The organism is Streptomyces johnsoniae (genome assembly GCF_031845565.1).
Taxonomy (GTDB): Bacteria; Actinomycetota; Actinomycetes; order Streptomycetales; family Streptomycetaceae; genus Streptomyces; species Streptomyces johnsoniae.
Genome location: NZ_JAVREV010000028.1, coordinates 46,328 through 55,516, shown reverse-complemented (window position 1 = coordinate 55,516; position 9,189 = coordinate 46,328). Strand labels below are relative to the sequence as shown.

Annotated in this window: 8 protein-coding genes; 4 read left to right on the top strand and 4 right to left on the bottom strand. The window is 71.8% G+C overall.

What is annotated here, in order from left to right; genetic code table 11:
- Positions 1-121 precede the first annotated feature (121 nt).
- From RM779_RS32275 to RM779_RS32265, 3 genes are all read right to left on the bottom strand, one after another.
- Positions 122-1,591: an AlkA N-terminal domain-containing protein gene (locus RM779_RS32275; protein ID WP_311621354.1), complete on the bottom strand. Its 1,470-nt coding sequence runs from the start codon at positions 1,589-1,591 to the stop codon at positions 122-124.
- Between the two features lie 92 nt (positions 1,592-1,683).
- A complete protein-coding gene (locus tag RM779_RS32270) occupies positions 1,684-2,151 on the bottom strand; it encodes a PPOX class F420-dependent oxidoreductase (protein ID WP_077058331.1) in 468 nt (155 codons plus the stop codon).
- Between the two features lie 53 nt (positions 2,152-2,204).
- Complete coding sequence (locus RM779_RS32265; protein ID WP_311621351.1) at positions 2,205-3,257, bottom strand: LacI family DNA-binding transcriptional regulator; 1,053 nt, start codon at positions 3,255-3,257, stop codon at positions 2,205-2,207.
- Positions 3,258-3,537: 280 nt separating this feature from the next.
- Between RM779_RS32265 and RM779_RS32260 the strand changes: the two genes are divergently transcribed.
- The 4 genes from RM779_RS32260 to RM779_RS32245 all read left to right on the top strand — a co-directional run bounded on the left by RM779_RS32260 (position 3,538) and on the right by RM779_RS32245 (position 8,486).
- Positions 3,538-4,788: an ABC transporter substrate-binding protein gene (locus RM779_RS32260; RefSeq protein WP_311621350.1), complete on the top strand. Its 1,251-nt coding sequence runs from the start codon at positions 3,538-3,540 to the stop codon at positions 4,786-4,788.
- Positions 4,789-5,005: 217 nt separating this feature from the next.
- Entirely contained in the window at positions 5,006-6,037 is a 1,032-nt protein-coding gene (locus RM779_RS32255) for a carbohydrate ABC transporter permease (RefSeq protein WP_311621349.1), read from the top strand.
- The gene (locus tag RM779_RS32250) at positions 6,034-6,978 is read left to right on the top strand and encodes a carbohydrate ABC transporter permease (RefSeq protein ID WP_311621348.1); all 945 of its coding nucleotides are present in this window, start codon (positions 6,034-6,036) and stop codon (positions 6,976-6,978) included. Before RM779_RS32255 ends, RM779_RS32250 begins: the two co-directional genes overlap by 4 nt.
- Before the next feature lie 50 nt (positions 6,979-7,028).
- Positions 7,029-8,486, top strand: a complete 1,458-nt coding sequence (locus RM779_RS32245; RefSeq protein WP_311621347.1) for a GH1 family beta-glucosidase — start codon at positions 7,029-7,031, stop codon at positions 8,484-8,486.
- A gap of 74 nt (positions 8,487-8,560) precedes the next feature.
- Here the strand turns inward: RM779_RS32245 and RM779_RS32240 are convergent, their stop codons facing one another.
- Positions 8,561-9,136, bottom strand: a complete 576-nt coding sequence (locus RM779_RS32240) for a TerD family protein (protein WP_077058337.1) — start codon at positions 9,134-9,136, stop codon at positions 8,561-8,563.
- Positions 9,137-9,189 lie beyond the last annotated feature (53 nt).

The window sequence follows — 9,189 nt, the reverse complement described above, 5'->3', positions numbered from 1 at the left end:
GGGCATTACGGTGGGACATGAAGACCTCCATGCGGTGCAGTCCTAGACAGCTCCACCACATCGGAGGTCTTCGCCATGATCAAGCCCCAACGAGTGTCAACAACGCTTGTGAGCAATACACCTAGGCACCGGGACCCGTCGCGGTCCACAGGTGGTGCAGGGCGTACGAACGCCACGGCCGCCACGCCCGCGCCGCGCCCGCGTCCGCGCCGACGATCCGCAGCCCGTGGCGGACCCCCGCGTCCCCCGGCAGGAAGACGTCCGGATCACCCAGGGCACGCATCCGCACATAGCCCGCGGTCCACGGCCCGATGCCGCGCAGCGCGAGGAGCGCCCGTTCGGCCTCGTCGCGGTCCGCGCCCGCGTCGAGGGAAACGGTGCCGTCGGCCAGCGCCGCGCACAGCGTGCGGATCGCCGCGCGCCGCGCCTCGGGCATGCCCAGCTCGCCGAGCGGCGCACCGGCGAGCACGCCCGGCTCGGGGAAGACGTGCGTGAGCCCGCCGTCCGGCGAGGACAACGGCTTGCCGTACGCCTCGACGAGCGTGCCGGCCAGCGTGCGGGCGGCGCCGACGCTGACCTGCTGGCCGAGGACCGCGCGCACGGCCAGCTCCTGGGGGTCGGCCGCCCCCGGCGCGCGCAGCCCCGGCCGGGCGGCGACCAGCGGGCCGAGGACCGGATCGGCGCCGAGCCGTTCCGCGACGGCGAACGGGTCGGCGTCCAGGTCGAACAGCCGCCGGAGCCGCTGCACCGCGGTCGTCAGGTCCCGGGTGTCGGTCAGGTGCAGCCGCGCCTCGATCCACCGGCCGCCGGGCGTGCAGGGCGGCTCGGCCACCTCGGCCACACCGGTGCCGTGCGGCAGGGCGAGTGACCGGCGGTAGACCCTGGTGCCGGGGGCGCCGGTCATCTCCTCGATGCCGGCGATCGCGCGGCGCTGGAGGAAGTCGAAGACGTGCGGCGCGTCGTAGGGCCCGCGGTGGGCGAGCCGCAGCGGGACGCCGCTGCCGGGTGCGGGCGGTCCGGCGCGGCGCGCCGCGCCGCGGGCCCCCGCGCGCAGCTCGCTCGGCGTGCGGTCGTAAACGGCGCGGACCGTGTCGTTGAACTGGCGCACGCTGGAGAACCCGGCCGCGAACGCGACGGCGGTGACGGAAAGGCCGGTCGTCTGGAGCAGCAGCCGCGCGGTGTGCGCGCGCTGCGCCCTGGCCAGCGCGATCGGGCCCGCGCCCAGTTCGGCCGTGAGCAGCCGCTGCACCTGCCTCGCGCTGTACCCGAGCCGCCGGGCGAGCCCGTCGACGCCCTCCCGGTCCACGACGCCGTCCGCGATCATGCGCATCGCGCGGCCGGTCGCGTCCGCCCTGACGTTCCACTCCGTGGAGCCGGGCACCGCGTCGGGGCGGCACCTGCGGCAGGCCCGGAAGCCCGCCGCCTGGGCGGCGGCGGCCGAGGGGTGGAAGCGGACGTTCTCCCGCCTGGGCGTCGTCGCCGGGCAGCTCGGCCGGCAGTAGATGCCGGTGGTCAGTACGGCCGTGAAGAACACCCCGTCGAAGCGCTCGTCACGGCCGCGCACCGCCTCGTACCTGCTGTCGTCGTCCATCACGTCCCCCAGTGTGCCGGGCCGCGACGACGTCCACTCGCGGGAATCGGACATCAACGTGGGGGGCGATGAGGGTGGGCGCGGGACCCGGGCTACCGCGCGGCGAGGCGCGCCGGGAAGCCGCCGGTGGCGACGGGGCCCCAGCGCAGCGGCGTGACCCGGATCAGCGACTTGCCCTGCCGCGTCATCGCGGCCCGGTACTCGTCCCAGTCCGGGTGCTCACCCGCGATGTTGCGGTAGTACTCGACCAGCGGCTCCACGGCCTGGGGCACGTCCAGCACCTCGGCGGTGCCGTCGATCTGCACCCAGGGGCCGTCCCAGTCGTCGGACAGGACGAGCAGGCTGACCTCGGGGTCGCGCCTGGCGTTGCGCGTCTTGGCGCGCTCGGGGTAGGTCGAGACGACGATGCGCCCGGCATCGTCCACCCCGCACGTGAGCGGCGACCCCTGTGGGGAGCCGTCCGCGCGCCGGGTGAGCAGGATCGCCCGGTGGCGGGGGCGCACGAAGTCGAGCAGCTGCGCGAGGGTCACGCTGGTGTTCGTCGCAATGGAAGGGCTCATGGCGCAGCACCCTACGCCCGGACCCGGGAAGCCGGCGGGCGCGCCCCGCGATCTCAGCTGGAGGCCCGGACGATCAGCGAGGTGGGCAGCACCACGGGGAAGCGGGCGCTGCCGCCACGGGCGATCTCCTGGAACAGCATCTTGGTGATGGTGCGGCCGACCTCCTCGACCTGCTGGCGCACGCTGGTCAGGGACGGCTCGGTGTGCCGGGCGACGATCGAATCGTCGAAGCCCACCAGCGCCACGTCGTCCGGCACTTGCCGTCCGGCGCGGCGCAGCTCGGCCAGCGCGCCCGCCGCCATCACGTCAGAAGCGGCGAAGACCGCGTCCAGACGGGGATGGCGCTCCAGCAGGGCGCGCATGGCCAACCGGCCGCCCTCCTCGGTGAAGTCCGCCGGTGCCACGAGGGATTCGCCTGCCGGGGCCCCCGCCTCGACCAGCGCCTCCCGCCAGCCCCGCAGCCGGCTGCTGCCGACGTCCATGTCCAACGGGCCGGTGATCGTGGCGATTTCCGAGCGCCCGCGGGCCAGGAGATGGCGCACGGCCTCGGCGGAGCCGCCCACGTTGTCCGAGTGGACGTGGGGCAGCGGCTCCTCGGCAGAACGCCGTCCGGCCAGCACCGTGGGCAGGCCCAGCTCCTCCAGCAGGCCGGGCAGCGGGTCGTCGCGATGCACCGAGACCAGCAGAACGCCATCCACCCGGCCGGCCGTCAGGAATTCCTGGAGGCGGTCCAGCTCACGCTGGTCGCGCACCAGTATCAACAGCAGTTGCAGCTGGGTTCCCGCCAACGCCTCGCTGACGCCCCGGATCACGGCGGAGAAGTACGGCTCGGAGCCGAGTCGGCTCTCGGACTCGGGGATCACCAGGGCGATCGAGTCCGTTCTGCTGGTGACGAGGCTGCGGGCCACCGAACTCGGCACGAAGTTCAGCTCGGCGATGGCCGTCAGCACCGCGGTCCTCGCCTCGTCGCTGACCAGCGGAGACCCGTTCAGCACGCGCGAGACCGTGGTCCGTCCCACGCCGGCGCGCGCGGCCACCGTCTTGATGGTGGGGCGCCGACCGCCGCCGGCGGCTGGCTGTTCCCGCTTCTGACGCGGTGTCACCACGAGGTCAACTCTCCTCTCACACATAGCGTTTCAGTCTGTGTCCTTGACACCGTCATCCTTCGGGCGACAGTCTTCCACAGCCCGGTGGGATCGTTCCCACTTCGTTTGGGATCGATCCCAACGGGCTTTCCGCTCTCATGCGACAAAGCTGCCGCAAGGAGATGTTTTCATGCCTGATGACACCCCCCGTCGCCTCCGTCCGCATGGCTCAACGCATCCGCCTGCTCCATCCCGTTTCCCTCGCATATCCCGCTCCCGACGACTGGCCGTCGCCTCGGCCGTGACCGCACTCGCGCTGGTCGCGGGATGCGGGGGCGGCGAGAGCGACGCACGCGGCGAGGACGGGTCCGTCACGATCACCATGGGCCTGTTCGGGGTCATGGGCTACGCGGAGACCGACCTCCTGGACCGCTACATGGCGGAGAACCCGAAGGTCACCATCGAGGCGGAGGTCGCCGGTGACGAGCAGACCTACTACACGGCGCTGCAGACCCACCTGGCGGGCGGCAGCGGCCTGAAGGACATTCAGGGCATCGAGATCGGCCGGGCCCAGGAGATGGTGGAGACCCAGGCGGCCAAGTTCGCCGACTTCGCGGGCATGGCGGGCACCGATCACTTCCTGCCCTGGAAGCAGCCCCAGGTGACCACGGACGACGGCCGGATCATCGGCCTCGGCACGGATACCGGCCCCATGGCGATCTGCTACCGCAAGGACATGTTCGAGCAGGCCGGGCTGCCGACCGAACGCGAGGACGTCGCGGCGCTGTGGGCCGATGACTGGTCGCAGTACGTCGAGGTCGGCGAGCAGTTCATGGCCGACTCGGCGGACGGCGAGCTGTCGTACATGGACAGCTCCACGGGCCTGTTCAACGGCATGGTCTACGGCCACTCCGAGCAGTTCTACAACGCGGACGGCGACCTGATCTACGACGAGAACCCGGCCGTCGCCGACGCCTGGGACCTGGCCACCGAGGCGGCCGAATCGGGAATGACCGCGGCACTGCGGCAGTTCCAGCCCGGCTGGGACCCGGGCCTGGCCAACAGCACGTTCGCCACCACCGTCTGCCCGGCCTGGATGCTGGCCCACATCCAGGAGAAGGCCGGCCCGGACAACGCCGGGCTGTGGGACGTCACGCCGGCTCCGCAGGGGGCGAACTGGGGCGGCTCGTTCCTCGGTGTCATGGAGGACAGCCCGGTCCGGGACGAGGCCATGGACCTCGTCGCCTGGCTGACCGCGCCGGAACAGCAGATCTACCTCTTCGAGGAGCTGGGCATCTTCCCGTCCTCCCAGGAGGCCATCGAATCCGAGGCGGTGCGGAGCGGTACCTCGGAGTACTTCGACGGCGCGCCGGTGGGCGAGATCTTCGGCGCGGCGGCTCAGGAGATCCCCGCGGAGCAGGTGCTCGGCCGCCGGGACGGCACCATCAAGGACGCCTTCTCCCAAGGGCTTCAGCAGGTCGAGTCGCAGGGCGAGGACCCGGACGCGGCGTGGGACTCCGTCGACGAGAACATCCAGCGGGTCGCCGGCTGACCCGCGCGCCCCGCGCCCGGCACGTCGTCCCGACGGCCGCTTCCCACCGGGTCGCGGTCGTCGGGAATCCCCCGGCACCACCCGTCAACGGGGCCCCGCGCCCCCGGCCTCCGCGCCCCCGACCCCCGTCCCGTCGACTCCCGCCCCGTCGACTCCCCGGCCTGGCCTTCCCGTAACTCCGCCTCCACCGAGCGTTCCTCACGGAAGGGAGCCCACCGTGGCCACCTCCAGCGCGCCCGCGCCCCCACCCACCCCCGCCCGGGACGGGCCGCGCCGCCGGCAGCCGCTGCGCAATCTGTTCCACCGCCTCGACCTGCGGGCCGCGCCCTATACGTTCATCGCCCCGTTCTTCATCATCTTCGGCGCTTTCAGCCTCTACCCGCTGATCTACACCTCGTGGATCTCGCTCCACCGCGTCGAGCTGTCCGCGATGGACATGATGGAGTGGCAGGGCTTCGAGAACTACGTCAACCTCTGGCAGGACGACCGCTTCTGGAACGCCCTGACCAACACGTTCACCATCGGCGTCATCTCCACCGTCCCGCAGCTGCTGATGGCCCTGGGACTGGCGCACCTGCTGAACTACCGGCTGCGCGGCTCGGCTTTCTTCCGCGTCGCCGCGCTCGCCCCCTACGCCACCTCGGTCGGCGCCGCCGCCCTGGTCTTCACGATGCTCTTCGAACGCGACTTCGGCATGATCAACTGGGCCCTCGGCCTGGTCGGCATCGAGAACGTCGACTGGGAGAACGAGAAGTGGCCCGCCCAGCTGGCCATCTCCACCATCGTGATCTGGCGCTGGACCGGCTACAACGCGCTGTTGTACCTCGCCGCGATGCAGGCCATCCCCAGGGACCGGTACGAGGCCGCCGCGATCGACGGCGCCTCCCGCTGGCAGCAGTTCACCCGGGTCACGGTGCCCGGAATCCGCGCCACCATCGTCTTCACCATCGTGCTGTCCACCATCGGGGCCACCCAGATCTTCGGCGAGCCGCTGATCTTCGGGCAGGGCCCGAACGGCGTCACCGGCGGCGCCGACAATCAGTACCAGACCCTCGGCCTGCTGCTGTACGAGGAGGGCTGGCGCAACGGGCAGATGGGACGTGCCGCCACCGTCGCCTGGGCGATGTTCCTCATCCTCATCCTCGTCTTCGTCCTGCAACGCGTCCTGGCCGGCGCGCGGTCCCGGCGGGAGCCGGGGCGGCGGCGCGCGGCGGCGGGCGCGGCGAGCGCCGGGAGGCAGTCGCGATGACCACCGAATCCGTCGAGCCCGTCCGGCAGGAACGGCGGCGCGGGCACACGCCGTTCACGCACTCCGCCGCTCCCCCGCCCCCCGCCCGCAGGTCCCGGCGGTCGCTGCGTATGGGCGCCGGCCGCCAGCACCACGGCGGTCCTGTCGCCTACGTGCTGCTCGGCATCGTCGCGCTGATCTCCCTCTTCCCGCTCTACTGGACGATGGTGGCGGCCTCGACCGACAACACCCGCGTCACGCAGAGCCCGCCGCCGTTCCTCCCCGGTCCGAACCTGTTCCGCAATCTCCGGGCCGCCTGGGAGGACGCGGCTCTCGGACAGGCCATGACCAACAGCCTGATCGTGGCCGGCAGCATCGCCGTGGCCACCGTGCTGTTCGCCACCCTGGCCGGTTTCGCCTTCGCCAAGCTGCGCTTCCGGGGCCGCAACATTCTGTTGATGCTCGTGATCGGCACCATGATGGTGCCGCCGCAGCTCGGGGTCGTACCGCTGTTCATGATGATGAGCGACCTCGGGTGGGGGCTCCGTCTTGAGTCCGTCATCTTCCCCACGCTGGTCAGCGCGGTCGGCGTGTTCTTCATGCGGCAGTACCTCGCCGAGGCCCTGCCGGACGAGCTGGTCGAGGCCGGACGCATGGACGGGGCGCACTCGCTGCGGATCTTCTGGAGCATCGTGCTGCCCGTCGCCCGGCCCGCCATGGCCGTGCTCTTCATGATCACGTTCGTCCACGCGTGGAACGACTTCTTCTGGCCCTTCATCGCCCTGGACATGAGCAATCCCACCGTCCCCGTGGCCCTCACCCAGCTCAGCGCGGGCTACGTCCGCGACCAGTCGCTCATCATGGCCGGCGCCCTGCTCGGCACCCTCCCGCTGCTCGTCATGTTCGTCGTCTTCGGCCGCCAGATCGTCGGCGGCATCATGCAGGGCGCGGTCAAAGGCTGACCTCCCCTCCTTCCTTCTCCCCTCCACCGTCCCCGCCCGAAAGGACCCCCGTGGCCACCGCATTCGAATCCGCCGCCCCCGCGACGCCGGGCGGGCGCGTCTTCCCTCCCGGCTTCCTGTGGGGAACCGCGACCGCGGCCTATCAGATCGAGGGCGCCGCGGCGGAGGACGGGCGGACGCCGTCCATCTGGGACACCTACTCCCGCACCCCGGGCAAGGTGCACAACGGGGACACCGGCGACGTTGCCACCGATCACTACCACCGCTGGCGGGAGGACATCGCGATCATGGCCGACCTCGGGGTCGGCGCGTACCGCTTCTCGCTGTCCTGGCCCCGGCTCCAGGCCGGCGGCCGGGGCTCCGCCACCGGCGCCGGCCTGGATTTCTACCGCCGGCTCGCCGACGCGCTGCTGGAGAAGGGCATCACGCCGGTGGCGACCCTCTACCACTGGGACCTGCCGCAGGAACTGGAGGACGCCGGCGGCTGGCCGGAGCGGGAGACCGCGGCACGGTTCGCCGACTACGCGACGCTGGCCGCCCGCGCCCTGGGCGACCGCGTCGGCACCTGGATCACCCTCAACGAGCCCTGGTGCAGCGCCTTCCTCGGCTACGGCTCCGGCGTGCACGCGCCCGGCCGCACCGACCCGGTCGACGCGCTGCGTGCCGCGCACCACCTCAATCTGGGCCACGGCCTCGCGACCCAGGCGCTACGCGCCGAACTCCCCGCCGGATCACAGGTGTCGGTGACGCTCAACTTCCACCACACGCGGCCGCTGACCGAAAGCCCGGCCGACCATGACGCCGCCCGGCGCATCGACGGCCTGGCCAACCGGCTGTTCACCGGGCCGCTGCTGCACGGCTCCTACCCGGCGGACACGCTCGCCGACACGGCATCGCTCACCGACTGGTCGTTCGTGCGCGACGGCGACACCGCCGCCATCCACCAGCCGCTGGACTTCCTCGGCGTCAATTACTACACGCCGACCCTGGTCTCCGCCTCCCGCACCGCCGCCCCGCAGGGCGCCGACGGGCACCGGCCGAGCACGCACAGTGCCTGGCCGGGCGCCGAGGACGTCGCCTTCCACCGGGCGCCGGGACCGACCACCGCGATGGGCTGGGCGGTCGACCCGAGCGGACTGTACGACCTCCTGCTGCGGCTGCGGCAGGAGCTGCCCGGCCTGCCTCTGATGATCACGGAGAACGGCGCGGCCTTCGACGACTACGCGGGCCCGGACGGCGCGGTCCACGACCCGGACCGCATCGCCTACCTGCACGGCCACCTCGCCGCCGTACACGCGGCGGTCGAGGCCGGCGCGGACATCCGCGGTTACTTCCTGTGGTCGCTGCTGGACAACTTCGAATGGGGCTACGGCTACAGCAAGCGCTTCGGCGCCGTCCACGTCGACTACCCGACCGGACGCCGCACGCCCAAATCCAGCGCCCAGTGGTACGCCCGCATCGCCCGCACCGGCACCCTGCCCCCGGAGGACACCTCCGGCAGCGCCTGACCTGTGCCCTCCTGCCCGGCGCGGTCCTGGTCACGGCCGCCGACGGGCAGGAGGATGGCCCCTCCGCTCCAGGCTTAGACGTTGACGCCGTAGTCGGTGGCGATGCCGGCGAGACCCGAGGCGTAGCCCTGGCCGACGGCGCGGAACTTCCAGTCGCCGCCGTGCCGGTACAGCTCGCCGAAGATCATCGCGGTCTCGGTCGCGGCGTCCTCGCTGAGGTCGTAGCGGGCCAGCTCGGCGCCGCCGTCCTGGTTGACGACGCGGATGAACGCGTTGCTGACCTGGCCGAAGCTCTGGCCGCGGTTGGCCGCGTCGTGGATCGACACGGGGAACACGATGGTCTGGATCTCGGCGGGCACCGCCGCCAGGTTCACCTTGATCACCTCGTCGTCGCCCTCGCCCTCACCGGTGAGATTGTCCCCGGTGTGCTCCACGGAACCGTCCGGGCTGGTGAGGTTGTTGTAGAAGACGAAGTGCTGGTCGGAGACGACCTTGCCGGCGCCGGTGCACAGCAGGGCGCTGGCGTCCAGGTCGTAGTCGGCGCCGGTCGTCGTCCGCACGTCCCAGCCGAGGCCCACCAGAACGGCGGTGAGCCCGGGGGCTTCCTTGGTGAGCGAGACGTTGCCGCCCTTGGACAGGCTTACGCCCATGATCTCCTCCTTCTGTGGCGCGGCGTGAATTTACAACACTGTAGAAGATGGCG

Coding starts and splice junctions, on each gene's coding strand:
- RM779_RS32240 (WP_077058337.1), bottom strand. CDS start 9,136: ATGGGCGTAAGCCTGTCCAAGGGCGGCAACGTCTCGCTCACCAAGGAA.
- RM779_RS32270 (WP_077058331.1), bottom strand. CDS start 2,151: ATGAGCCCTTCCATTGCGACGAACACCAGCGTGACCCTCGCGCAGCTG.
- RM779_RS32275 (WP_311621354.1), bottom strand. CDS start 1,591: ATGGACGACGACAGCAGGTACGAGGCGGTGCGCGGCCGTGACGAGCGC.
- RM779_RS32250 (WP_311621348.1), top strand. CDS start 6,034: ATGACCACCGAATCCGTCGAGCCCGTCCGGCAGGAACGGCGGCGCGGG.